General features: G+C 41.6%; 17 protein-coding genes. 14 read left to right on the top strand and 3 right to left on the bottom strand.

Annotated elements, in window-relative coordinates; all coding sequences use genetic code 11:
* Window positions 1-24 precede the first annotated feature (24 nt).
* A complete protein-coding gene (locus IM797_RS21075; protein WP_194129170.1) occupies window positions 25-492 on the bottom strand; it encodes an Lrp/AsnC family transcriptional regulator in 468 nt (155 codons plus the stop codon).
* Between the two features lie 154 nt (window positions 493-646).
* Here IM797_RS21075 and IM797_RS21070 point away from each other — a divergent pair, with 154 nt between their 5' ends.
* The 6 genes from IM797_RS21070 (at window position 647) to IM797_RS21045 (ending at window position 7,746) form a co-directional block, all read left to right on the top strand.
* Window positions 647-1,507, top strand: coding sequence for an RNA polymerase sigma factor RpoD/SigA (locus tag IM797_RS21070; protein WP_194129169.1), 861 nt, complete (start codon window positions 647-649; stop codon window positions 1,505-1,507).
* 96 nt (window positions 1,508-1,603) lie between these two features.
* A complete protein-coding gene (locus tag IM797_RS21065) occupies window positions 1,604-2,209 on the top strand; it encodes a TetR/AcrR family transcriptional regulator (protein WP_194129168.1) in 606 nt (201 codons plus the stop codon).
* A gap of 49 nt (window positions 2,210-2,258) precedes the next feature.
* Window positions 2,259-2,693: a DoxX family protein gene (locus tag IM797_RS21060; protein ID WP_228099009.1), complete on the top strand. Its 435-nt coding sequence runs from the start codon at window positions 2,259-2,261 to the stop codon at window positions 2,691-2,693.
* A gap of 34 nt (window positions 2,694-2,727) precedes the next feature.
* Entirely contained in the window at window positions 2,728-3,327 is a 600-nt protein-coding gene (locus IM797_RS21055; protein ID WP_194129167.1) for a hypothetical protein, read from the top strand.
* A gap of 131 nt (window positions 3,328-3,458) precedes the next feature.
* Entirely contained in the window at window positions 3,459-5,909 is a 2,451-nt protein-coding gene (locus IM797_RS21050; RefSeq protein WP_194129166.1) for a PIG-L family deacetylase, read from the top strand.
* Between the two features lie 136 nt (window positions 5,910-6,045).
* Complete coding sequence (locus tag IM797_RS21045; RefSeq protein WP_194129165.1) at window positions 6,046-7,746, top strand: sodium:solute symporter; 1,701 nt, start codon at window positions 6,046-6,048, stop codon at window positions 7,744-7,746.
* A 54-nt stretch (window positions 7,747-7,800) separates the two neighbouring features.
* On the opposite strand, the gene IM797_RS21040 is transcribed toward IM797_RS21045, so the two are convergent.
* Complete coding sequence (locus IM797_RS21040) at window positions 7,801-8,649, bottom strand: DUF2911 domain-containing protein (RefSeq protein WP_194129164.1); 849 nt, start codon at window positions 8,647-8,649, stop codon at window positions 7,801-7,803.
* A 115-nt stretch (window positions 8,650-8,764) separates the two neighbouring features.
* Here IM797_RS21040 and IM797_RS21035 point away from each other — a divergent pair, with 115 nt between their 5' ends.
* Window positions 8,765-11,332, top strand: a complete 2,568-nt coding sequence (locus tag IM797_RS21035) for a M1 family aminopeptidase (RefSeq protein ID WP_194129163.1) — start codon at window positions 8,765-8,767, stop codon at window positions 11,330-11,332.
* 1 nt (window position 11,333) lies between these two features.
* Here the strand turns inward: IM797_RS21035 and IM797_RS21030 are convergent, their stop codons facing one another.
* Window positions 11,334-12,137, bottom strand: coding sequence for a hypothetical protein (locus IM797_RS21030; RefSeq protein WP_194129162.1), 804 nt, complete (start codon window positions 12,135-12,137; stop codon window positions 11,334-11,336).
* A gap of 329 nt (window positions 12,138-12,466) precedes the next feature.
* Between IM797_RS21030 and IM797_RS21025 the strand changes: the two genes are divergently transcribed.
* The 7 genes from IM797_RS21025 to IM797_RS20995 all read left to right on the top strand — a co-directional run bounded on the left by IM797_RS21025 (window position 12,467) and on the right by IM797_RS20995 (window position 24,607).
* On the top strand, window positions 12,467-13,795 hold the full coding sequence (locus tag IM797_RS21025) for a cytochrome ubiquinol oxidase subunit I (RefSeq protein ID WP_194129161.1): 1,329 nt from the start codon (window positions 12,467-12,469) through the stop codon (window positions 13,793-13,795).
* Window positions 13,796-13,799: 4 nt separating this feature from the next.
* The gene (locus tag IM797_RS21020; RefSeq protein WP_194129160.1) at window positions 13,800-14,822 is read left to right on the top strand and encodes a cytochrome d ubiquinol oxidase subunit II; all 1,023 of its coding nucleotides are present in this window, start codon (window positions 13,800-13,802) and stop codon (window positions 14,820-14,822) included.
* A gap of 232 nt (window positions 14,823-15,054) precedes the next feature.
* Complete coding sequence (locus IM797_RS21015; protein WP_194129159.1) at window positions 15,055-15,948, top strand: hypothetical protein; 894 nt, start codon at window positions 15,055-15,057, stop codon at window positions 15,946-15,948.
* 96 nt (window positions 15,949-16,044) lie between these two features.
* Window positions 16,045-18,864, top strand: coding sequence for an outer membrane beta-barrel protein (locus IM797_RS21010; RefSeq protein WP_194129158.1), 2,820 nt, complete (start codon window positions 16,045-16,047; stop codon window positions 18,862-18,864).
* 173 nt (window positions 18,865-19,037) lie between these two features.
* On the top strand, window positions 19,038-19,631 hold the full coding sequence (locus tag IM797_RS21005) for an RNA polymerase sigma factor (RefSeq protein ID WP_194129157.1): 594 nt from the start codon (window positions 19,038-19,040) through the stop codon (window positions 19,629-19,631).
* Window positions 19,632-19,696: 65 nt separating this feature from the next.
* A complete protein-coding gene (locus tag IM797_RS21000) occupies window positions 19,697-20,899 on the top strand; it encodes a FecR family protein (RefSeq protein WP_194129156.1) in 1,203 nt (400 codons plus the stop codon).
* Between the two features lie 195 nt (window positions 20,900-21,094).
* Window positions 21,095-24,607 (top strand): SusC/RagA family TonB-linked outer membrane protein, encoded by a 3,513-nt coding sequence (locus tag IM797_RS20995; protein WP_194129155.1) that lies wholly within the window; start codon window positions 21,095-21,097, stop codon window positions 24,605-24,607.
* Window positions 24,608-24,611: the final 4 nt, after the last annotated feature.

Below are 24,611 nucleotides of genomic sequence, written 5' to 3'. Positions count from 1 at the left end.
CCTCAATAATTAACGCTGTTCTGTTTATAGGGGATAGGCTGTTTCACTTTTGATTTCAGACATCACAAAAAAGCTCTGTACAGTTCCAATGTTACTCAATTGTGCCAGTTTATTTCTTAAGAAACTGTGGTAAGCATCCATGTCAGAGATCACAATTCTTAAAATAAAATCGAAAGCTCCGGTCATGTGGTAACACTCCATCACCTCTGTAAATTTGACCACTTCTTTTTCAAAACCGCTCAGGGCCTGATCAGTATGTTCTTTAAGCTGTACCTGGGAATAGGCAATTAAACTTTTTCCGATTTTTTTACCATCTAATATGGCTACTGAACGTTTGATGTAGCCCTCTGATTTGAGCCGTCGTACCCGCTCGTGTATGGTTGCTGTGGATTTATTCAGCTCGAGTGCAAGCTGTTTATTGCTCAATAACGCATTCTGTTGTAAAAGCTTCAAAATGCCGGTGTCGGTTTTGTCCAGATCTGCTGTATTCATGGTGATATTTGATTTTCGAAATTAATAAAAAAAACTGGGCTTGTTTGTGGTAAAATCCGAATAAATTGTAAATAAAGTAACCTATTTCCGTAAAATATTCGGAAATAGTGGGTATCCGTTGATCTTATTCTCATTTCTTCTGACCTTGCTTTCAATGAGACAATTAAAGATAGAGCAGTCCATTACCAATAGGGACGGAGACTCCATAGAAAAATATCTGGGCGACATTGCAAGAATTGACCTTTTAAGTGTTCAGGAAGAGATTCTGCTAGCTCAAAAAATCCGTAAAGGTGATCAGTCTGCACAAGACAGATTGGTCAAAGGTAATTTGCGTTTTGTCGTTTCTGTGGCTAAAAAGTACCAGAACCAGGGTATGCGTTTATCTGATCTAATTGCTGAGGGAAATCTCGGACTCATTAAAGCTGCGCAGCGTTTTGACGAAACGAAGGGTTTTAAATTCATTTCTTTTGCCGTTTGGTGGATCAGGCAAAGCATCATGATGGCCATAGCCGAACAGAAACGCATGGTCCGTTTACCTGCAAACCAGGTAGGTGGGATTATGCGGATCAATAAAGCTATGGGTGAGCTTGAACAAAAACTGGAGCGTTTACCCAGTCTGCAGGAAGTGAGTGAATTTATTGAGCTACCCGAAGATAAAGTCGTTGATTTTTTACATCATGCACCCATGACCACCTCATTGGATTCTGTGATTGCAGAAGAATCTGGTTTTACACTGGCAGACACACTGGAAGATGGTAACATCGAAAAAACAGACAGTGTCATGCTTCAGGACTCTGTTCTTGTCGATGTAAAACGCCTGATGAGAAAATTGCCGCAAAGAGAAAAGGAAATTCTTTCTTTATTTTTCGGATTGGGAGGTCGTGCAGCAATCAGCTTAGATGAGATTGGTCATCAAATGAACCTGGGTAAAGAGCGTGTGCGACAAATTAAAGATAAGGCCTTAAAATCGCTGAGGGCAGAAAAACCGAAGGCGTATATGATGGAATACATTTAATTCATTGTTGTCTTTAAGTCAGGAAAGCAGAAATAATCCTTAAAAAATAATTTACCCATTACTTTTGTTAACACTGTTAATAAAATTAAATGGAGTATGGGAATTGCTGAAAGAAAAATCAGACAGAGAGAAGAATTTAGGGCAAGTATCCTCGAGGCTGCGTGGTTGCAGGTACTTACAGATGGCTGGCAGTCTCTTTCCATCCGCAAGATCGCCGATGCAATTGAATACAGCGTGCCCGTAATTTACAACCATTTCGAAAATAAAGAAGCCATTTTATTGGAGTTTACCAGGGAAGGCTTTCAAAAATTGGCTGAAACACTGGAGCAGGTAAAAAGCCATCATCGGGAACCCGCCTTGCAGTTGGAGGCCATTGCTAATGCCTACTGGGATTTCGCATTTGATCATAAAGAGTACTACCAATTGATGTTCGGTTTGGGGATTCCTGCATGTGAACGGGTCAATCAAATCGCCGAAATGAAAAGTATGACTACGGTGATGATTTCTACCATAGCGGCAGCTATCGCGGTCAGCAATGACAAACAAGCCAATCTGTTTTTAAAATATCATACCTATCTTTCTATTTTGCATGGACTGGTATCTATCCAGATGATTGAGAAAGCCGGGAAACCGGATGAAGACAAGCGCTTGATCCTCCAGGATGCCATATCGGGATTTATCAAATCATTGCTTGCCAGTTAATTCTTAATTTTGTTATATTTAACCATCTTTACAACCCTAACGAAATCAAATGATGAGAAGACTATTCAATACCAATTTTAATCAGGGAAGCCTTCATTTCGCCGTGCTTATTTTGCGTGTTTCTTTTGCCGTTTTTATGATGGTTCATGGCTACCAAAAATTGCAGACACTGATTGCTGGTGGAGAAATCCAGTTTGGAGACCCTATTGGTGTTGGTCCTTACGCATCTTTGGTGCTGGCTGTTTTTGCTGAATTTGTGTGTTCCATTTTGCTTCTAATTGGCTTGGGTACACGCTTAGCTGTCATTCCTTTGATCATCACCATGGTTGTTGCTGTATTTATTGTTCATGGCGCTGACGGCTTTGACAAAAAGGAAATGGCACTTCATTACCTGGTTGCCTATGTATTCCTGCTGATTTCTGGAAGTGGTAAATACAGCGTGGATCATTTGATCAGTAAGAGTAGCAATAGAAGAAGAAGATAGTCGTTATTATAGCGCATCACCAAATGAAATAGCAATGAAAAAAATCATATTATTTTGCTTAACCGCAATTGTATTACAAAGTTGTGGCGTTAACAGGCAGGCACAGCAGATTAAAGCGCTTGAAAAATGTACCTACCGCATTACTTCTGCTGACAACATTTCTTTGGCCGGAGCCAATGTTAAAAACTTGTTAGACGGGCAGAACATCAACCTTTCCAGTTTGCCGGGCTTGGCATTGGGTTTATTGAGAAGAGACATTCCATTGCGTGCCAAACTGAATCTGGAGATCAAAAATCCAACCAGTAACGCAGCCGCGATCAACGAGTTCGAATATAAAATCTTAATCAATAAAGTAGAATTGGTGAATGGTTTTGTGAACCAAAGTGTCAATGTTGATGCAGGACAATCTACTGTGGTGCCGATTGATATGGTTGCTAACCTGTATCCCTTCATCTCTGATGGTAAGGTCATGGATCAGATCACCGATTTCCTGAAAAGCAGCAAAGGCGGACTAGAGAAAAAGGGCATCCTGACTTTAAAAATCAAGCCAAGCTTTAAGGTTGCAGGTGCATTGGTCAAATACCCTGGATTTATCACGATAGACAAAGAAATCAGCAGCAAAATTCTCCTATAAAAAGAGTAGTATTTTTGCAGTATTGTTACTGAGATAAACAGATTAAAAAATTCAGATTGACGAAATTTCATTAATTTCGGATCATGGTGTCAGCGCAGCAATCGCGCTGAACTTATGATTAAGTTTTTTTTATGAAGTTTAATAAATCGCTGTTCTTTTTTCTGGCTGTTGCCCCCGTTTTTTTAAAAGCTCAAATGATTCCGCAGTTGAATGCTGCTGAGATCAAGCAGGGTTTGGACGGATTAAATGTTGTTGGTAGTGTGCTTTACATGGCTGCACATCCTGACGATGAAAATACCCGTTTGCTTGCCTATCTGGCGAAAGAAAAAAAGGTAAGGACCGGTTACCTGTCCTTAACCCGTGGCGACGGTGGGCAAAACCTGATTGGGAATGAACAAGCTGAACTATTAGGTCTGATACGAACGCAGGAACTATTGGCTGCCCGTAGAATGGACGGTGCTGAACAGTTCTTTACCCGAGCAAATGACTTTGGTTTCTCTAAAAACCCGGAAGAAAGCTTTAAAATCTGGGGTAAGGAACAAATTTTAGCGGATGCCGTTTGGGTCATCCGTAAGTTTCGTCCCGACGTCATCATCACCCGCTTCCCTGAAGATGCCCGTGCAGGTCACGGTCATCACTCCGGATCTGCAATTCTGGCCAGAGAAGCTTTTGTCGCAGCTGCCGATCCGAGACGCTTTCCAGAACAATTGAAATATCTGAAGCCATGGCAGGCCAAAAGAATACTCTGGAATACCTTCAATTTTGGTGGTAACAATACCACTGCAGCAGATCAGCTGAAGCTTGATATCGGTTTGTATAATAATTTACTGGGTAAAGGTTATGGCGAAATTGCCGCGGAAAGCCGTTCCAATCACCGCAGTCAGGGTTTCGGATCTGCCAGGCAACGTGGGCCGGCGCTTGAATATTTTTCTCCCGTAGCTGGTGAGGCAGCGAAATCAGATTTATTTGAAGGAATCGATCTGAGCTGGAACAGGATTAAAGGAGCTGATGGATTGACCCAATTGATCCAGAAAACGGCAGATGATTATCAGGTTTCAAATCCCGCAAAGTCCTTACCTCAATTGCTGAAAGTGCTCACTGCACTGGAAAATGTCAAAGACGAATATTGGAAAGCGGAAAAGACAGAAAAAGTAAAACAACTTATTGTAGCTGCTGCAGGATTGTGGTTTGAGAGTTATGCACCACAAGCTCAATATGCAGTAAACGCGCAGATACCAGTAACCGCTCAGGTATTGATGCGTAAAGGAACCAATGTCGCACTCACCAACGTAAGCCCTTTACAAGCCCCGCTGGAAGCCGCAATCCCTGCGGAAGGGAAGTTGTTAAGCTTTGAAGGGAAAATCAGTTCCGACAAACTTTCGCAACCTTATTGGTTAGCGGAAAAACATCCATTGGGGACCTATACGATCAACGATCCACTGTTGGTCGGTAATCCCGAAAACCCAGAACCTTTGTCTGCAACTTTTACGTTTACAATAGAAGGCAAGGCCATTGAGTTCAAGCGGCCAATTGTCTATAAATATACCGACCAGGTCCGGGGAGAACTTTACGAACCACTGGTTATAGCGCCTCCCGTTACGGCCAGCTTATCAGAAAAGGCATTTTTATTTAAGATTGCTGAAAGTAAGACGATCAGCACCAAATTAAAGAGTTTTAAAGACGATGCAAAAGGCGTACTTGAACCTCAGGTTCCAACAGGATGGAAAGTTGTTCCGCAAAAAGTGGAATTCAATATCGCCAGAAAAGGAGATGAGCAAACACAGGAATTCACCATTACGCCAGATAAAAATGCAGCAGGCGGAACGCTGTCTATGCATGTCCTTGTCGACGGTCAAACTTATGATAAAGGCTTGCGGGTGGTTGCGTATGAACACATCCCTGTACAAACCTTGTTTCCGGCAGCGGAGGCCAGACTGGACCAGGTAGATTTGAAAATGACAGGTAAACACATCGCATATATTGCCGGAGCAGGAGATCTGGTGCCAGAATCTTTGAAACAAATTGGATATGACGTAACCAGTCTGACCGACCTTCAGGTCATCAATACTGATCTCTCAGGCTACGATGCAATTGTTACGGGCGTGAGGTTATACAACGTTAACGATCAGATTAAATACATGCAGCCTAAACTGATGAAATATGTGGAAAACGGCGGGACGTTATTGGTTCAATACAATGTAAATACGCCTTTAAAAATAGACAATATAGGCCCGTACCCATTTAAGTTGAGCAGAGATCGCACTACTGAGGAGGATGCTTTGGTTACCGTTCTTCAGCCTCAAAACCCGGTTTTGAATTACCCCAATAAAATTACCGCCAAAGACTTTGATGGCTGGATACAGGAACGGGGTTTGTATTTCCTTACGGATATAGATTCGCATTACACACCGGTTTTAAGTATGCACGATCAGGGAGATGCAGAAAGGAATGGTTCATTGATTGTCACAAATTATGGTAAAGGCCGATATGTATATACCGGGATTTCCTTCTTCAGGCAACTGCCTGCCGGAGTACCAGGAGCATATCGTTTGTTTGTCAATCTGATTTCTGCACAGAAATAAGGTATAAAAAATAAGAAATGAAAGACCAGCAAGATTTGCCGCCGTTTGTTAAAACCTGGAAACAGTTTTATATTTTATTGATTTGCTGGCTGGTGTTTTTAATCCTGGCGTTTTACCTATTTACCAGATATTTCGGATGAGTGTTATCGATTGGACTGTTTTAATACTGACACTTGTTGTCATTGTGGTATACGGTGTATACAAAAGTCGCGGGGCGCATAACATACAGACCTATTTGCTGGGCAATCAATCCTTGCCCTGGTATCATGTCTGCCTGTCTGTGATGGCCACCCAGGCCAGTGCAATTACCTTTCTGTCTGCGCCAGGCCTGGCTTATTCTTCAGGAATGGGCTTTGTACAGTTTTATCTGGGTTTACCTTTGGCCATGATTGTGTTGTGTATCACCTTTGTGCCCATTTACCATAGGTTAAAGGTTTATACTGCTTATGAATATCTGGAACAACGTTTTGATTTGAAAACCCGTGCTTTAACAGCTTTTCTGTTTCTGATTCAGCGCGGATTGTCAACTGGCATTACCATTTACGCCCCTTCCATTATTTTATCAACCATATTGGATATCAACACGACATACACCACCTTGTTTATCGGTAGCCTGGTGATATTTTATACGGTATATGGAGGGACAAAGGCGGTGTCCTACACGCAAATGCTGCAAATGAGTATCATTTTCTGTGGATTATTCCTTGCCGGAATTATGGTCGTCCATTTACTGCCTTCCGATATTGGTTTTACCAAAGCCATCAGTATTGCTGGTAAAATGGGCAGGACCGATGCGATTGATCTGAAACTAGATTTAAACAACAAATATACCCTTTGGACAGGCTTGATTGGCGGATTTTTCCTCCAGTTGTCTTATTTCGGTACTGATCAGAGTCAGGTTGGCCGATATTTGTCAGGCGCCTCAGTTAGTCAATCGCGCTTAGGCTTATTGATGAATGGCCTGGTTAAAATACCCATGCAATTTTTAATTCTATTGATCGGTGTGCTGGTATTTACCTTTTATCAATACAATAAGCCGCCCATTTTTTTCAATAGTGTTGAATTGAATAAACTGGAAAAAAGCAGTTATTCAACAGCATTTAATGAGATCAAGAAAAACTATAATCAGGCTTTTGAAGAAAAGCAGGTGGAAGTACAACGGATGAATGCGCTTCTTGATCAGAAAGACCAGGCACCGGTGGATCAGCAAAGGTTAGTCTTGCAAGCTGCCGATCAAAAAGAAAAAGCCATCCGGAAACAGGTGACAGATCTGATGGTCAAAAATGATAAAGACGCGAATACGGACGATAACAATTATGTATTTCTGAGTTTTGTCACACAATACCTCCCGAAAGGACTGGTCGGATTACTGATCGCGATCATTTTCCTGGCTTCCATGGGATCAACGGCAAGCGCACTCAACTCCCTGGCTTCAACTACAGTGATCGATATATATAAGCGTCTGATCAAGAAGGATGGCTCAGATCAGCAATACCTGCAGGCTTCCAGACTGGCTACAGTATTCTGGGGTATTGTATGCATTGCAATGGCTTTGTATGCCAGCAAAATTGGCAATCTATTGGAAGCTGTAAATATTCTGGGGTCTTATATTTATGGTACAATCCTGGGGGTTTTCCTGGTCGCGTTTTATGTCAGACATGTGAACGGTCGGGCTGTTTTTTTTGCAGCCATTGCTGCGGAGATTGTCATCGTCATTATGGGGAAGTTGGAGTTTGTCGCTTACTTATGGCTCAACGTAATTGGTTGTGTCCTGGTGGTCCTTTTGGCTATCGGGATTCAGAAGATCCTGGATTTAGCTCCCGTTAAGGCCAAATAAAAAACCGGGTGTCCAATCAGACACCCGGTTTACTATGCGGATTGAAATCCGTAATTATTTTTTAGCCTCGTTCAATAAAGCGGTACATAAGCGTACATATTCCTGGTTTTTAGTTTCTGTAGCCAGTTGCAAGCCTGCAGCAGCTGTTTGAGCAGCGCCAGCTTTGTCGCCCATTTTCAATTGAATACGCCCTTTCCATAACCTGATGTATGGTGCTTTCGGGTTTTCAGCTTCAGCAGCATTTGCCCATTCTAAAGCTTTATTTAAATCTTTGCCATTTTCAAAATAATATTGAGCAGCCTGGAAATAAGGTTTTTTAGCACCTTTCATCGCTTCGTCAATGCCAGCCATTACTTTAGTGTCAACCTCTGTACCCAATGGTACACTTAATGCCGTATTTTCCCACATCAACTGTAATTTAGCAGTAGTTGGATAAACATCGGTAAACTGTATGGTAAAAGTTTCTACTTTATCTTTCAACTTATCCGCTTTTACTTTGATTCTCAATACATCTTCAGCTTCTTTGTACTCATAAGCACCCCATTGTTTGGCACCTTTGTTAAAGATCACTGTCCACTCATCTTTACCTGGAATGGTAAACAAACCATAGTCTCCTGCCGGAATTTCTTTGCCATCAATTTTAATAGGTTCAGTGAAGCTGATGATTGTTGCAGAATTGGCTCCTGTACGCCATACCGTGCCATATGGTTCCATAGCTCCGAAAATTTTACGGCCTTTTACGTTTGGACGAGCGTAACTCAGGGTGATTTTACCCAGGCCAAAGTTCTGAGTAATGGTTTGTGCAGTACTTGCCTGTGGCATTTTCAGACCTTGTGCCTGAATTTCTGTACTTAAAGCCACCGTTAACGCAAGCAGCAATACTGTTTTTAATGTTGATCTCATTTCAAATAAGTTTTGTTAGGCTAAAATACACTTCTCCGGTTGTATTATATATTAAAAAATACCTTTCCTGTAATCTTGACTCGGAAATTAGAAAAATAGGTATAAATTAGTCCCTATGGTAAATTATCGTATACTATCGCTGCTCTTTCTTGGCGTTTTGATGTCATGTTCTACTTTAAAACAGCAAAGTGATCCTGGTCTGGAAGATGGCGTTTCCAGGGAACTCGCGTTATACCGCAAAAATGTACTCAGTGATATCCATTATCATTTAGATTTTGATATCCCTAAAGAACGGGCACAGCCTATACCGACGAAAGAAAGTATCCATTTTAAATTGCGGGAAAATAAATATGGATTACAACTCGATTTTAGAGATCAGTCGGATAAATTAAAAAAGCTCAGCGTAAATGGTGTTGTATGTGCGCTTAAATACGATAAAGAACACATCCTGATTGCAGCTGAAAACCTTAAAAAGGGAACCAATGAGATAGAAATTGAGTTCTTAGCCGGCGAAGGTGCCTTAAACCGAAATGCAGATTATTTATATACACTATTTGTACCCGATCGTGCCAGAACAGTTTTTCCATGCTTTGATCAGCCCGATTTAAAAGCCGTATATACGCTTACTTTAAAAGTTCCTGCCAACTGGGCTGCTATGGCCAATGCAGCTTTAGTAGATTCTTCAATGGTCTCAGATCGCAAAACCTATCGTTTTAAAACCTCTGATACCCTGAGTACCTATTTGTTTTCTTTTGTTGCCGGAAGATTTGACCGCGTTAATGCAAAAGTAGGGAAATGGAATGCCGATTTTCTTTACCGGGAAACGGATACCGCGAAAATCAGGCAAAGTGTGGCTGAAGTTTTTAAAATTCACAGCAATTCCCTGAAATACTTTGAAGATTGGACCTCAATTCCCTATCCATTTCAAAAGTTTGGCTTTGCTGCAATTCCTGATTTCCAATTTGGAGGAATGGAACATGTAGGAGCCATTCAATATAAAGCCTCTTCGTTGTTTCTGGATGGAGGTGCAACAAAAGATCAATTGAATTCCAGAACGAATTTAATCGCACATGAAACTGCACATATGTGGTTTGGCGACCTGGTAACAATGTCATGGTTTACTGATGTATGGATGAAAGAAGTTTTCGCCAATTTCATGGCAGATAAAAGTACAGAGCGTGGAGGGAACCCGGCCGACTTTGATCAGAAATTTTTGATTGACCATTTTCCTGCGGCTTATGCGGTTGATCGCAGTACCGGCGCAAATCCCATCCGCCAGGATTTGGCTAACCTGAAAGATGCCGGAACCATGTATGGCAATATCATTTATCATAAAGCACCCATTATGATGCGGCAACTGGAGCGCCTGATGGGAAAGGAAAAGTTTCAGCAAGGGGTAAGGGAATATTTAAAAAAGTTTGCCAATAGCAATGCCTCCTGGCCAGATTTAATTGCTGTGCTGGATAAATATGCTGATGCAGATTTGCAGCAGTGGAATAAGGTTTGGGTAAACGAAAACGGACGACCGGTGATCGACTATACCTTAGGGAAAAAAGATGGAAAGATCAAAAACTTTAGCATAACCCAGCAAGCGGAGTATGGAAAAGAACGGGTATGGCCCCAGTATGTCGAACTGGCCTTGTATTATCCGGATCATGTAAAAGAATTGACCGTTAATTTAAATGCAGCCAAAGTAGAGGTTAAGGAGTTGCTTGACCAGGAAGTTCCGCTTTATATCCTGTTCAATTCAACAGGACAAGGCTATGGTTTATGGCCGGTAGATTCGGCAATGTTTGATAAGATTTACAGCATAACCAAACCTTTGAACCGAGCTTCTGCATACATATCCCTGTATGAAAACATGCTCAACGGGCGCTCAATTAAACCTCTGGACTTACTTAAGCTTTTTATGGAGGGCACAGCGCAGGAAAAAGACGAGTTGAACCTGAAATTAATCACCAATTATATCGGCTCAATTTATTGGGCGTTCATATCAAAAGATGAACGCCTGGCCATTAATCCTGTTTTGGAAGATAATTTATGGAAGGCAATCCAGCTTCAGGATCTGCCCAACCCTAAAAAAATGTTATTCAAAGCCTATCAGGATGTGTTTTTGAGTAAAGATGCTTATGCCAAACTAAATGACATCTGGAAAAGCCAGAAAGCACTGCCAGGACTGAAGCTTTTTGAAGATGATTATACCGCTTTGGCTTTTGCACTTGCACTCAGGGACGATCAGGATTCCGGAATTCTAAAAGCTCAATTGAACCGGATTACGAATGCAGATCGAAAGAAGCGGTTTGAATTCATTATGCCTGCGGTATCGGCAGATCTAAAGGATAGAGATGCCTTCTTTCAGCGTTTATCGTTGCGCGCCAACCGTGAAAAAGAAGCGAATGTAGGCACCGCGCTATATTACCTTCATCATCCCCTCAGGCAATCTGGATCTGTGAAATATCTCGGCAGCAGCCTGGAAATGCTGGAAGAAATCCAGACCACTGGCGACATATTTTTCCCGCAAAACTGGCTTCAATCTATACTCAGTTTGTATCAAAGTCAGGAGGCTGCGGGAATCGTTCAAACATTTTTAAAAGCAAACCCCGCTTATAATCCAAAACTAAAAGCGAAGATCTTACAAGCTGCAGATCCTCTTTTCAGGGCGCGCAAGCTGTTGGATAATTGATTTAACCCGCTTCAATATAGCTGATCTTGAAGCGTTGGGTCGTTTTATTCTGGCTTACAATCATCTGGATGGGATAGCCCTCCTGGTTGTACTCATACGTGTACGTGGTGTCTTCAACGCTGTTTTTCTGATTTGAAAAATTCAGTAAATTGTTGTTGCTGGAACTGAAAAAATAGTGCTCAAGTGCTATGGAGAAAAGCGCTGCGTAGGGTACGTGCTTATAAATACCGGTCTGCTGATCATAGGTATAGTTTAGTGTATTGTTACCTGTTTGAGCCGTCACCTCAACAACGCTTAGGTTTCCTGTACTGTTGTAAAGTAGGGTAAGCGCTTTAGTGAATTTATTTAAGTCGTCAAAGAATTTTAAATTGTTGATCTGCGCTTTGACATCGTAACCGATATTGATGTCGCCCAGGGGAATGTAGGTCCGGTTGATTGCATCGTAGTCAAATGAAGTACATTGCGTAATCTGTTGTTGTCCATCCTTATGATAATCGATCAGCTTAACCAATGTAGTCTGCTTGTATTTTTCAAGTTTTAACGGTATTTGTGCAGACGTATAGGTAATCAAAATGCGCTCTCCATCTGACCCGTTGATCTCTGTCAGTAATTTTGTCCCTTCTTTATATTTTAGATAAATATGCAATGAGCTGCTTTCAAACTTCACAGGGAGGTAGTTCTTTTTACCCGGACTTTCGTCGGGCGTTTCGATATCGTCTTTTGATTTCGGACGCTTGTTCTTTTTACAAGAGATTAGCGGCAACAATAACATTATAAATACGAGCGCAGTAAGTGTTTTCTTCATGTCTTTTGATTTATTTAAGGTCTGTTATTGTAAATATAATTTAAACTATTTTATTAAAACACTTTTTGTGCTTTTTAATTAAATTTAATATTTTTATAATTAATAATTATTCTTGTAGTGTTTGCCAGCATTTTGACCTTACTTGATTTGTCCGGATGAAAATAATCCGGTTGACGATTCCAAATAAAAAGGATATTCAGAATCTTTCTGTTTAACTGAAATGGGTAATTTATCCCGATAATAATCACTAAAAGATTGAAGCTGAACTGAATTTACGCGTACTTTTGCAGCAGTACTTCTTTAGCTCGCAACGTTTATTAAAATAGATTATGGACGATTTTTTAGCTGCCCGCCTTCAAATGGCCTTTTCTTTAGGCTTTCACATTGTATTTGCCTGTATCGGAATGGTGATGCCATTTTTTATGACTGTAGCCCATTTTTTCTGGCTCAGAACAAAAAATGTAGTATACCGTGACGTAACCAAAGCCTGGAGCAAGGGTGTTGCCATTTTTTTTGCAACCGGGGCAGTCTCGGGTACCGTACTTTCTTTTGAACTCGGGCTCCTCTGGCCCAAATTTATGGAACATGCGGGACCGATTTTCGGGATGCCCTTTTCCTTGGAAGGGACTGCGTTTTTCATTGAAGCCATAGCCTTAGGCTTTTATTTGTATGGCTGGAACAGAATTCATCCCTGGTTTCACTGGGCGACTGGTGTGGTGGTGGGGATTAGTGGCCTGCTTTCCGGCATTCTGGTTGTCGCCGCAAACGCCTGGATGAACAGTCCGGCAGGTTTTGATTATGTCAATGGACAATATTTAAATATAGACCCCATTAAAGCCATGTTTAATGAAGCCTGGTTTTCCCAGTCGTTACACATGTGTGTGGCCGCATTTGTGTCTACAGGTTTTGCCGTAGCCGGTGTTCATGCACTCATGATTTATCGGGGCAGCAATATAGCTTTTCACAGCAAAGCATTTAAGATCGCCGCGATATTTGGTACGGTAGCAGCCTGTCTGCAGCCTTTAAGTGGTGACATTTCTGCAAAAGATGTAGCCAAAAGGCAGCCGGAAAAACTAGCCGCGATGGAGGCTCATTTTCATACCGAACGTTTTGCACCGCTCATTATTGGCGGGATCCCTGACACGGCAAATCAAACTGTCAATTATGCCATAAAAATACCCGGACTACTTAGTTTTATGGCTACAGGTGATTTCAATGGAGAAGTGAAAGGTCTGGATCAGGTACCCAAACAAGATCAACCACCAGTCGCAGTCACCCATTATGCTTTCCAGATTATGGTGGGACTTGGCATGGCTATGGTATTGCTCGCCTTGCTTTATTTCATCGCCCTCTGGAAGAAAAAACAATGGCTAAAAAGCAAATGGTTGCTGAAGTTATTTATTGTGGCTACACCAATGGGGTTCATTGCACTTGAGGCGGGCTGGACGGTGACAGAAGTTGGCCGGCAGCCATGGATTATCCGAGGTGTGATGCGTACGGCAGAAGCCGTAACACCAATGCCGGGGATTGCCTATTCCTTCTACCTCTTTACTGCCGTATACATTTCACTTTCGATTATTGTGAGTTTGTTGTTGTACCGCCAGATCACCATGGTAGGTAAGCTTTATGACTCTTCTGCCGAACCTCTAAAAAAATAGCCTCATGATTTACGTCGTTATCGTTTTCCTTTGGACCGCCATCTTATTGTATATTCTGTTGGGAGGTGCCGATTTTGGTGCAGGAATTATTGAATTGTTAACCTCAAAAGCCAATAAATCCAGAACACGCAAAACCATGTACAATGCCATTGGTCCAATATGGGAAGCCAATCACATGTGGCTGATCATTGCGGTGGTTATTTTGTTTGTTGGTTTTCCTAAAATCTATACTACAGTATCTGTTTACCTGCATATTCCCTTAGTTTGTATGCTCCTGGGCATCATTGCACGTGGCACCGCCTTCGTTTTTAGAAATTATGATGCGGTAAAAGACGACATGCAAAAGATATATACACCCATCTTTGTGTATTCCAGTTTAATTACGCCTTTCTTTTTAGGAATTATTGCTGCCAGTGCGGTATCCGGCCAGATCGATCCACAGGCAAAGGATTTCCTGTCTGCCTATGTTTTTAGCTGGTTAAGCTGGTTTTCTGTAGCCGTTGGGATATTTACAGTGAGCATCTGTGGCTTCCTGGCAACCATTTTTATCATCGGACAAACGCATGAACCTGCAGATAAAGCACACTTTGTCGGAAAAGCAAAACGAACCATCTTCATTGTTATGTTTTGTGGGGCATTGGTTTTTGTAGCTGCATATTTTGAAAACATCCCATTGGGACAGTGGATTTTTGGTGATGCACCCGGGCTTGTGGCCATCATTGCAGCGAGTTTATCTTTATTGGTCATGTTTTATGCCCTGAACCAGGACAAACCGATATTGCTACGACTGCTGGCAGGTTTCCAGGTTACCATGATACTTTTCGCAGCTACATATACCCATTTTCCTGACATTGTATTGCTTAAAAATGGTGCGAATTTATCGCTTTTAACGCACCAGGGACAAGTCAAAACCATCGAGTCGCTGGGTTATGCTTTGCTCATTGGCAGTCTTTTTATTCTTCCAGCGCTGGTCTATCTCATTTACAGTTTTCAAAAGAAAAAGGACGCCTATCCAGATCATTTGTAGGGGTGTCCGTCAGTATTGAATTGTAACAATTTTAACGGTGTTTGCAGTATTGGACACTGCGGATATGCTGTCTTCTGTAACGAAATCAGGGTATTACAGATAAATCGTGAATTTTGTATTTAATTCGCGTCAGATATGTCTTGCAAAAACTTGAACAGGATATTAAACCTAAAGAGTTTTGTTCAGTCATATCAAAAAAAATAACCGAGATCTCAATTTTTTTAAACCAGGTATGAAAACACAACTCTTCAGAATTACACAATATACATTGTTGCTTTCCGGCTTAGCTTTTGGAGCCCAGGCGCAGAAAGTTACCGAATTACAGGAAGTCAGTATCCTGGCACCACACTCCATTAAAATTGATGGAAAGAACTTTGAATGGACTGATGCCAACTTCTCTACAAGTAAACGTACAAATCTGTCTTATATCATCAGTAATGACGATAAGAATTTATACCTGGTCATTAAATCTACTGATGTCATGAACAACTCCAAGATTATGGCTGGCGGAATTACGTTTTCAGTAAATGCTGATGGCAAAAAGAAAGAAAAGGAAAGCATCACTTTAACCTATCCCATTACTGCCCGTCCCAATTTCCGTGGCCAGGGTGGTGGTGGAATGAGACGTATGGGAATGGCGGCAATGGGCGGTGGCGGCGGCCAGCCAAATACCAAACAACGGGACTCCTTCATGACAGCCATGCAAAAAACTCAATTGGCTACCGCGAAAGAAATTAAGCTGAAAGGCTTCAAAAATACAACCGATACCCTGGTGTCAATCTACAACGAATACGGCATCAAAGCTTTTGCGAGCATTGATAAAGACAATGCTTTCTTTTACGAAGTTGGCATTCCATTAGAAGCATTGGGCCTTTCTGTAAATAGTCCGAAAGAATTTGCTTATAACATTAAAGTGAACGGCTTACAAATAGAGGGATTTGATGGTGGCGGTGGCGGCGGCGGCGGTCGTGGTGGATTTGGTGGCGGCGGTGGTCGTGGTGGATTTGGCGGTGGTGGCGGAGGCGGCGGCCGTGGAGGATTCGGTGGCGGCGGCGGAATGGATTTTCAAGCCATGATGAGCCCGACTGATTTTTGGGGAAAATATACATTAGCTAAAGATAAATAGGTTAGAGGTTAACGCTCTTTCTATGGTAATGCGGCAAGCTTAACACACACAGCCAATCATAACATACAAAACACAAAAACGAAACCAAACACACAAATGAATTATTTTTATCAAGTCACGGCCTTGAACTTTAGTCCGGCTTTTAGGTCTAAATATGTCCAGGGACTTAAGTCGGCTGCACTAATTTTGCTTCTTGCATTTCTTTTTTCTGATGCTTCCGCTCAGGAACCTAAAAAAACTACTGCACCACCACTTCCTACCAGACAAATTAGTGGTATCGTAAAAGACAGTACCGACCTGGGTGTGATTGGTGCCACAGTTAGCTTAACTTCCGACAAAGACACGCTAAAAACTTCTACAAATAACGACGGTATTTTTATTTTTAAAGATGTGAAGTCGGCAACCTATACCATTGTTGTACAAAGCATCGGTTACATGAAAACACCGCCCATGCGCTTCAAGCAAAATGACATGGTTCCCCGGATTGTGATGGACCCAATCCTTTTAAAAGAAGAAACCAATACACTGAATACGGTAACCATCAATGGTACCCCTTCCATTACTTATAAGACAGATACTGTTGAATATAAGGCCAGCGACTATGTCGTTAGAAAGAATGCGACAGTAGATGAGCTCCTGAAGAAAATGGAAGGCATGGAAGTCGGTGCCGATGGAAGCCTGGTTCACCAGGGAGAAACCGTGGCCAGGGCTAAACTGAATGGTAAAGAATACCTTGGGGGCGATATCGCAAATGCCATAAAAAACCTTCCCGCAGAGATTGTAGATAAAATTCAGATCGTCGACGATTATGGAGATCAGGCAGCCCGTACCGGAGTTAAGGACGGTGATCCCCAAAAGATATTGAACATCACAACCCGAACGGATAAATCTGTCGGTAATATGGTGAATTTGAATGCAGCCGCGGGCAACAACGAAAGAAAGGAAGCCGGGTTATTTGCTACACGGATTAACGGCAATCAGCAGATGGGGTTAAATGGCAATTACAAAGATGTTGTCAACCTAAACGCACTCAGTGGCTCCACAAAAAATGCAGATGCCAGATTTAGCATCCGGGATAAAATCGGAAAAAAGATAGATTACAATTTGAATTATCAATTTACGGATTCAAAAGGTGACAATCTCAATAAAACCGAATCACTGAGTATTTTAGGAAAAGATAGTACCTTGTTTTCCCGAAGTACAAGCAATTCTTTACAAAAAGCAAAGAATCATGATTTTAAACTGGAGGTTGAAGTAAACCTGGATTCAAGCAATTATCTTAAAGTGATCCCGACATTTAAATACGGGTCTACGGATAACAATAGTACCTCCATGTCAAGTCAGCAGGCGAGTACTAATGTAAAGGGCTTTGATGAGGATCGTAATATTACAAATTCCAATTCAAGAACTGCACCTGAATTTGGTCTTTCTGCTTTCTATCAGCATACTTTTAAAAAATATAGAAGGAATTTTTCGGCACAAATCGATTTGAATAAAAATAGTCAGGACAACGAGCAGAATAGATATAATTTGACCACATATTATCTCAATGGGGATACTACTAAAAACTTGATTAATCAGATCGTGGCACGTAAAAATCTACGTGACAACTATCGTGGAAGTATGACTTATGTGGAGCCTCTTGGCGTCAATACTCAATTTGAGGTCAATGCTCAATTGAATTATAATGGTTATGACAATACCGCGACCACGAGGGACATTTTAGCGAACGGTTTTTCTGGCGTCATCGATTCATTGAGTAACATTTATAATTATTCCTTTACACAAGGGCGGGTTGCCTTGAATTTTAGATATGGAATGGCCAGTACTTCTAAAGTTCGCTTTTCTATTGGTATAACAGGGGTACCGGCTTTATTAAGTGGAACTAAATTAAGTTTGGGAACCACAACAAATCGGAGTAGCTTTAATCTGATCCCTATTGCAAGATTCGAATATAGATGGACAAGGCAACAAAAAATGTCTTTAAATTATTCCGGAAGTGCAGTAGAACCAACTTTTGATCAGATTCAGCCGGTAAAGGATGTGACCAATCCAAATAATCCTGTGATTGGTAACCCCAATTTGCTGGCTACTTTTGTGCATACTTTAAGGGGTGATTACAATAACTATATTGCCAACTCGAAGCTTAATCTCTCTTTAAATGCCAATGGATCTTATACAGAAAATGCAGTAATCAGAAATACAGTAAATGTACCTAATTACACTCCAGGTGTCCCAGCTGGTAGTAAAATTAATGAAACATATTTTTTGAATGTTAGTGGCGTATATCGGTTGACCGGTAATTACAACATCAGTAAGCAGCTCAGCAACAGGAAATATAACTTGCAACTTAACGGTACCGCCAGTTTTAGCCATAATCTGAGTATGAGAGGTGGTTCATTGATTGCTACAGATCTTACCGTTTTAGATCAGCGATTTGGTCCTAAAATCAATCCTGTAGAATGGTTGGAGATCAATACAGATATCGGATATAAAACTGAAAAATCCCGTTCAACATTTAATGCTGTTAACAACAATATCAATACCCTCTCTCTCAATTTAGATGGCCGGGTTTATTTATGGGATGTATGGATGTTGGGGTACAATGGTAGCAAACAGTTCATCAAAGGTATAGTCGGAAATACAAACAATAGCCCATTGGTGATTAACGCCAGTTTGGAGCGTCAGTTGTTTAACCGAAGAGGTCAGATCACCTTCCAGGCATTCGATATCTTAAACCAGAATAATTTCCTGAGGTCAAACCAAGCGGATGATGGCAGTTATACCAATACCTTTGTAAATACGACAAGCCGGTATTTTATGCTTAAACTTAGCATGAGACTACAAAAATGGTCTGGCGCGCAAGGTCGTGGCGGCAGAGGCATTATGCGTAGGGGAGATGGAAGTTTCATGTAAAAGATGCCACTGATTTTATTGACGAAGATCAAAAAACGTTGTTGAAGCAAAGCTTCAACAACGTTTTTTGCATTAAAAACAAGCCCGGAATACTTGTTAGTTAACGGAAAATTTGATGGCATGCCAGTGAATTAAAATTATTTATATATAATTGGTGTAGATTTGAGCGTATCATGACACCAACAGGGACCAGAGAAGAGCAATTGCTATTGACGCAAATTGCTGAAGGCGATGAAAAAGCCTTTGCGGTACTTTTTTATCGTTACCTGCCTGTTCTGCATCCTTACGCGCTTAAGTTTACCAAATCAGAGGCAGCGGCCGAAGAAATCATCCAGGATACTTTTCTGAGGGTATGGCTCAACAGGGAAAAAATCGAAACTGTTGACAATGTAAAAGCCTGGTTGTACAAGTATGCATCCAATGAATGTTTGAATTACCTGAGAAAGCAATTGAAGCAGGTAAAGGCCATTGATCAACTGACTGCCGAACATCCCCTGCAAAGCAATGTAACAACAGATACCATCAACCTCAATGACATCAACCATCTGATTGCCCAGGTGGTGGATAAGCTTCCTGCACAACGCAAAAAAATATACCAGTTGAGTCGTTTGGAAGGTTTGTCCATCCCAGAGATTGCAGCATCACTTGACCTATCGCCCAATACAGTGAAAAATGCACTGGTGATTTCGTTGAAAACCATTCGTACGCACCTGAATAATCACGGTATTGCATTGTCTGTGCTTGCCTATATCGCCTTATTGAAATAAAAGAAAAAAAATGATCAGGCGATAGTCCTAAATCAAATTCCAGGTTTCTTAGTATCAAGAATCTCATGAAAGATAAAATAAACCATTTGCTGCTCAGGTTTGAAGAAGGGGATATGAGCAAAATTGAAACCGAAGAACTGCTGGAGCTCATCGATCAGGCAGAGGCTCAGGTTGGCCTGGCCATTGCTGAAGGCCTGGATCAGCAAATCCCAACAGATCATCTGAAAGCGGGCGAATGGGCCAATGTACTGGAAAAGATTATTTCCGTAGATCGGGTTGTGCCTAAGAAAAAATTGTTCTCCCCTTACTTACGCTGGGTTGCTGCGGCCGCTGTATTTTTAACTGTCGGTCTGGGCTACCATTACCTGCAGCTTGTACATCCCGAAAATACACAGCCTATCCCATATGCAAATGACATCAAACCCGGTAAAAATGATGCGGTCTTAACGCTGGCTGACGGATCTAAAATTTCCCTGACCGATGCCCGGCAAGGAGAACTCATCAAATCAAAAGGAATTAGTATCGTAAAGGCTGCAAACGGACAGCTGATTTATACCATCGATTCTTCTGCACTTAAAACAGGAACGGATCATCCTGAACTGGCTTACAATACCATTAGCACCCCTAAGGGCGGGGAATATCAAATCAATTTGCCCGATGGGACCAAAGTATGGCTCAATGCCGCATCATCGCTTAAGTTCCCCCAAACTTTTGCCAATCTTAATGCGCGTCGTGTTGAGCTTAGCGGCGAAGCGTACTTTGAGGTATTTAAGAATAAAAAACAACCATTTAAGGTGCTTACACCCGGTTTTGGTTCTGGTCGGGAGCAGGAAACTGAAGTGCTGGGGACACATTTTAACATCTCTGCCTATGCAGACGACGCCGAAACGAAAACCACTTTGTTAGAAGGATCTATCCGGGTCAAAGATCCGCAAAAAAGTAATAAACGGGATGCAATTATCCTGGTTCCGGGTCAGCAGGCAATACTGAATAACAATCAGTGGAATACGATCAATGTAGATACCGAAGAAGCGATAGCCTGGAAACGCGGAACTTTCATGTTTGCCAATGCAGATATTGAAACCATCATGCGTAAAATCTCCAGATGGTACAATGTTGAAGTCGTTTACCAGGGTAAAATTTCAGAAAGCAATTACCTCGGTACCGTCTCACGTTTCAGTAAGGTCTCCGACGTACTGGATATATTAGAAGCCACAAAAACAGTTCACTTTAAAATTGAAGGAAGGAGGATCACGGTTATGCCATAAATCTTTACGTATTCAACTGTAATCCAAAATAAAAAGCCAGACCCGACTGCCATCGGATCTGACAGAGGTTTGGGTTACTTAATAATTTGCAGAAACAGTCTATCAACAAACCAAACCAAAACAAATGTAATGAATTTTTACAACCTACTTAGGTGTAAGCTATCCGCTTACGCGCCTAACCAAATATTGCGGGTAATGAAGTTAATCGCCATTATTATGACTGCCTTTTTGTTTCAGGTCAGTGCAAATACGCTAGCTCAGAAAATTACGCTCTCACAAAATAACACCACATTAAACCGGATCTTTAAAGAACTGCAGGGGCAGAGCGGCTATAACTTTGTGTATACCGCCCAAATGCTTGAAGGCACCACACCGGTCAGCGTTAAGCTTAAAAATGCAAGCTTAAAAGAAGCCCTGGATGCCCTGTTTGAAAACCAGCCGCTTACGTATGTCATCAAACAAAATACCGTAGTTGTTCAAAAAAGGACTGATATCGATCAGCCAATACCACCAATTGAAATCAGAGGTACGGTAGTAGACGAAAAAGGCATTGGTTTTCCTGGGGTTAGTGTTAAGCTTAAAGGAAGCAAGATAACGGTAGTCACAGATGCCAACGGTAAGTTTGGCATTACTGTGCCCGATCAGGATGCGGTGTTGGTGTTTTCTTACATTGGTTATAAAGCCAAAGAGCAGACGCTGAATCAAAGCCGGGTATTGAATGTTAAAATGGAGCCAGCAGAAAATGCCCTGAATGATGTGGTGGTTACCGGTTATCAATCCTTGAATAAAAAGACCTTGACGGCTTCCATTACTACAATTCAATTGAAAGATTTACAATCTGTTTATCAGCCCAATATAGACAAGCTATTGCAGGGGCAGGTACCAGGATTAACCGTAATGAGTACATCCGGTGCTCCGGGAGCAATCCCTCAGATCCGGATTCGCGGAACATCTACCATTTCAGGTAACGTACAACCGCTTTGGGTGGTAGATGGGATTATTTTGGATGATGCCGTAAACGCTTCAGTTGATGACATTTTAACCAACCGCAACCTGATTGCTTCCGGTATCGGTGGGATCAATGTAGACGATATCGAATCCATCAATGTGTTGAAAGATGCGGCTGCAACAGCCATTTATGGTACCAAGGCAGCGAATGGGGTAATTGTCATTACCTCTAAAAAGGGTACTTCAGGAAAAACACGAATCAATTACAATAGTGGTTTCTCGCTTTCTGCCCGGCCAAGAATTGAAGATGCTTACATGATGAATGCTAAAGAACGCATCGATGTGAATATGGAAATGATAGGGAAAGGACTGTTAAATGCAAGTTCTCCTAGAACCGGCGAGTATGGTACAGCCACTGATTTTGAAAAATATTTTGTCGATGTGAATGATCGGAAAATCAGTTGGGCAGATTTTGAAAATAAAGTTAAAGGACTGGAAGTCGTAAATACAGATTGGTTTCAACATCTTTTCCGAAATGCCTTCACACAAAGGCACAGCATCAATATATCCGGAGGAAATGAAAGAACTACATTTTATACCTCTGGTAGCTTTATGGATGATAAAGCCACAGCAAAGGGTGTCGGGCAAAAAACATATACCGGATCAATAAAAGTAAATACACGTTTCGGTAACAACATCAGGCTGGGGCTTTCGCTCGATGTAAATGCAAGGGACAACAGTAGTTTTTTTGCGACCGATTCACGGGAAAATCCGTATGAATGGGCAATTTATACTACCCGGGCCCAACCTGCGTTTGACGAAACTGGCGGCTATAGTCATCTTTATTACAATAGTCTGAAGTATAATTTTCTGGAAAACAGGGATCAAAACTGGCGGACTTCCAGGAATTTTGGCATGCGCGGTAATGTCGATTTTGAATGGAAATTGTTAAAGGACCTGACCTATTCAAGTTTGTTTTCCTATGCTAAACAAAATACCACGGATGTAGACATTGCTAAAGAAGACAGCTATTTTGTTCGGGCCAGAAAAAAAGACGTTTATCAGGTTGTAAATTCTTCAGCAGTCTATCTTTGGTTGGATGGCGGTTATCGTAAAGATAAGAACAGCTATAATGGAAGCATCACTTTTAGAAATCAACTGGCCTATAATCCGGTGTTCAATAATGTCCATTACCTGAATGTAATGGCAGGCCAGGAAATTCGAACTTCAAAATTTGAAGACCAGACCACACAAATTTATGGCTATGCCCATGACAGGGGACATCAGCAAATTCCGCAATTTAAGTTAATGGAGTATTTAGGCGTACCACTTTGGAATGAAAATCTAAATGAAACAGCCTCCGTATCCTATTTTGGCGTAGCCAGCTATACGTACGACAATAGGTATTCGGTTAGCTTTAACGCACGTACAGATGGCTCTAACCGTTTTGGTTTGAAAACCAACCAGCTGTTTCAACCACTATGGGCCGTAGGTTTAAACTACCAGATTAAGGAAGAGGCTTTTCTTAGGGACAAAGACTGGTTGAGTTATTTAACCCTGAAGGGATCTTATGGCAGTCAGGGGAACGTGGCAGCCCAGGCTTACTCAGATCTGGTCGCAACAATTGGTAAAATTGATGTGATCAATAAAGAAGGCTATTTGAATATATCTGCGCCGAAAAATCCAAACCTCAAATGGGAAATGAATTATACCACGAATGCTGCTTTAGAGTTCGGTTTCTGGAAACGTAGATTAACAGGTAGTATTGAATATTATAATAAGAAGGCTGTCGATTTGCTGGGCAGCAAAGAGGTTTCACAGGTTACAGGATTTAGTAATATTCAGGTAAACTGGGCCTCGATGAGAAACCGGGGTGTAGAATTCTCCCTGAGTGCTATAAATATAGATTCCAGATCTTTCAGGTGGTCTACCAATGTCAACTTCGGCTATAATAAAAATGAGGTCCTTGAGGTTTACTCCCGACCAGGTGTTGCCGATTTAACCAATGCGCAGCGTTCCAATTACTCTGCGGCAGCAGTGGTTGGTAAGCCGATAAATGGATTGTGGTCTTACCGTTATGCCGGACTCAATGCGGATGGACGCGCTACTTTTTACACCCAGAACGAAGGTAAAACCTTAATTTCTGGAATGAGTAGCGTTGCTGGACTAGCTTATTCCGGAACCACCATGCCGCTGTTACAAGGAGGTTTCACCAATACCTTCTCCTATAAGAAATTCACCTTGTCAACTTTGTTTATCGGAAGTTTCGGTAATGTAATCCGCCTGCGTAACCTGTCAGCCGGTTATGGCCTTGGTTATCCTGATGCTACTCAAAATATGTCAAAAGAGTGGGTATATCGCTGGAGAAAGCCAGGGGATGAATTGACTACAAATATTCCTGTTTTGGAAAAAGACATGTATGACCCCGTTGTGTTTGGTGCAAGTCCGTACAATGGGACCATGTATGATAACAGTGACTTGCGTACCGTGAAGGGCGACTTTGTCAGATTGCAAAATCTTTCATTAAGTTATGATTTCTTCACACCCAGATTACGGGCAAATGGAATTCAGAACATTCGTTTCATGGTGCAGGGTAATAACCTGTACACCTGGAAAAATAGCAAACTTAAAGGCCAGGATCCGGAAGCTACAGGTTCGACCATGAAATACAGCGCAACCAATAATGCAAATGTGTCATTCGGAAATACCTATCTGCCGATTCCACGGTCCTATTCATTAACCTTATCCGTTCAGTTTTAACCAT

Source organism: Pedobacter sp. MC2016-24 (genome assembly GCF_015223055.1).
Lineage (GTDB): Bacteria > Bacteroidota > Bacteroidia > Sphingobacteriales > Sphingobacteriaceae > Pedobacter.
Note: the sequence above shows the minus strand (reverse complement) of the source record. Positions and strands in the feature narration are given on the sequence as shown.

What these genes read in the sequence shown, in the direction of transcription:
- IM797_RS21055 (WP_194129167.1), top strand. Translation starts at nt 2,728, where the DNA reads ATGAAAAAAATCATATTATTTTGCTTAACCGCAATTGTATTACAAAGT.
- IM797_RS21040 (WP_194129164.1), bottom strand. Translation starts at nt 8,649, where the DNA reads ATGAGATCAACATTAAAAACAGTATTGCTGCTTGCGTTAACGGTGGCT.
- IM797_RS21065 (WP_194129168.1), top strand. Translation starts at nt 1,604, where the DNA reads ATGGGAATTGCTGAAAGAAAAATCAGACAGAGAGAAGAATTTAGGGCA.
- IM797_RS21070 (WP_194129169.1), top strand. Translation starts at nt 647, where the DNA reads ATGAGACAATTAAAGATAGAGCAGTCCATTACCAATAGGGACGGAGAC.
- IM797_RS21035 (WP_194129163.1), top strand. Translation starts at nt 8,765, where the DNA reads ATGGTAAATTATCGTATACTATCGCTGCTCTTTCTTGGCGTTTTGATG.
- IM797_RS21010 (WP_194129158.1), top strand. Translation starts at nt 16,045, where the DNA reads ATGAATTATTTTTATCAAGTCACGGCCTTGAACTTTAGTCCGGCTTTT.
- IM797_RS21075 (WP_194129170.1), bottom strand. Translation starts at nt 492, where the DNA reads ATGAATACAGCAGATCTGGACAAAACCGACACCGGCATTTTGAAGCTT.
- IM797_RS20995 (WP_194129155.1), top strand. Translation starts at nt 21,095, where the DNA reads ATGAAGTTAATCGCCATTATTATGACTGCCTTTTTGTTTCAGGTCAGT.
- IM797_RS21000 (WP_194129156.1), top strand. Translation starts at nt 19,697, where the DNA reads ATGAAAGATAAAATAAACCATTTGCTGCTCAGGTTTGAAGAAGGGGAT.
- IM797_RS21015 (WP_194129159.1), top strand. Translation starts at nt 15,055, where the DNA reads ATGAAAACACAACTCTTCAGAATTACACAATATACATTGTTGCTTTCC.
- IM797_RS21060 (WP_228099009.1), top strand. Translation starts at nt 2,259, where the DNA reads ATGATGAGAAGACTATTCAATACCAATTTTAATCAGGGAAGCCTTCAT.
- IM797_RS21050 (WP_194129166.1), top strand. Translation starts at nt 3,459, where the DNA reads ATGAAGTTTAATAAATCGCTGTTCTTTTTTCTGGCTGTTGCCCCCGTT.
- IM797_RS21020 (WP_194129160.1), top strand. Translation starts at nt 13,800, where the DNA reads ATGATTTACGTCGTTATCGTTTTCCTTTGGACCGCCATCTTATTGTAT.
- IM797_RS21025 (WP_194129161.1), top strand. Translation starts at nt 12,467, where the DNA reads ATGGACGATTTTTTAGCTGCCCGCCTTCAAATGGCCTTTTCTTTAGGC.
- IM797_RS21030 (WP_194129162.1), bottom strand. Translation starts at nt 12,137, where the DNA reads ATGAAGAAAACACTTACTGCGCTCGTATTTATAATGTTATTGTTGCCG.
- IM797_RS21045 (WP_194129165.1), top strand. Translation starts at nt 6,046, where the DNA reads ATGAGTGTTATCGATTGGACTGTTTTAATACTGACACTTGTTGTCATT.
- IM797_RS21005 (WP_194129157.1), top strand. Translation starts at nt 19,038, where the DNA reads ATGACACCAACAGGGACCAGAGAAGAGCAATTGCTATTGACGCAAATT.